The 248-nt window shown below is 66.1% G+C and carries 1 protein-coding gene; it reads right to left on the reverse strand.

Going from position 1 to position 248, the window contains the following annotated elements:
* On the reverse strand, positions 1-248 hold a 248-nt coding region (gene greA, locus TW83_RS18075), incomplete at both ends, for a transcription elongation factor GreA (protein ID WP_045984174.1).

Raw genomic sequence — 248 nt, forward strand, 5'->3', positions numbered from 1 at the left:
GTCGGCCTCGGCCTCGCCCACGATCTGATAGTTGCGCTCTTCCTCGGTGTCCTCGTCGATCAGCTTGACGCGGGCGCCGAACTTGATGCTGCCCGACAGTTTCGCGGGGTCGATGACCTCGGCGCGCGACAGCAGGCTCTCCAGCTCCTTGATGCGCCCCTCGACGAAGCCCTGCTTTTCACGGGCAGCGTGGTATTCGGCGTTCTCCGACAGGTCGCCATGTTCGCGCGCCTCGGCGATGGCGCGGA

It is taken from the genome of Paracoccus sp. S4493 (assembly GCF_000967735.1).
In the GTDB taxonomy this organism is placed as follows: domain Bacteria; phylum Pseudomonadota; class Alphaproteobacteria; order Rhodobacterales; family Rhodobacteraceae; genus Paracoccus; species Paracoccus marcusii.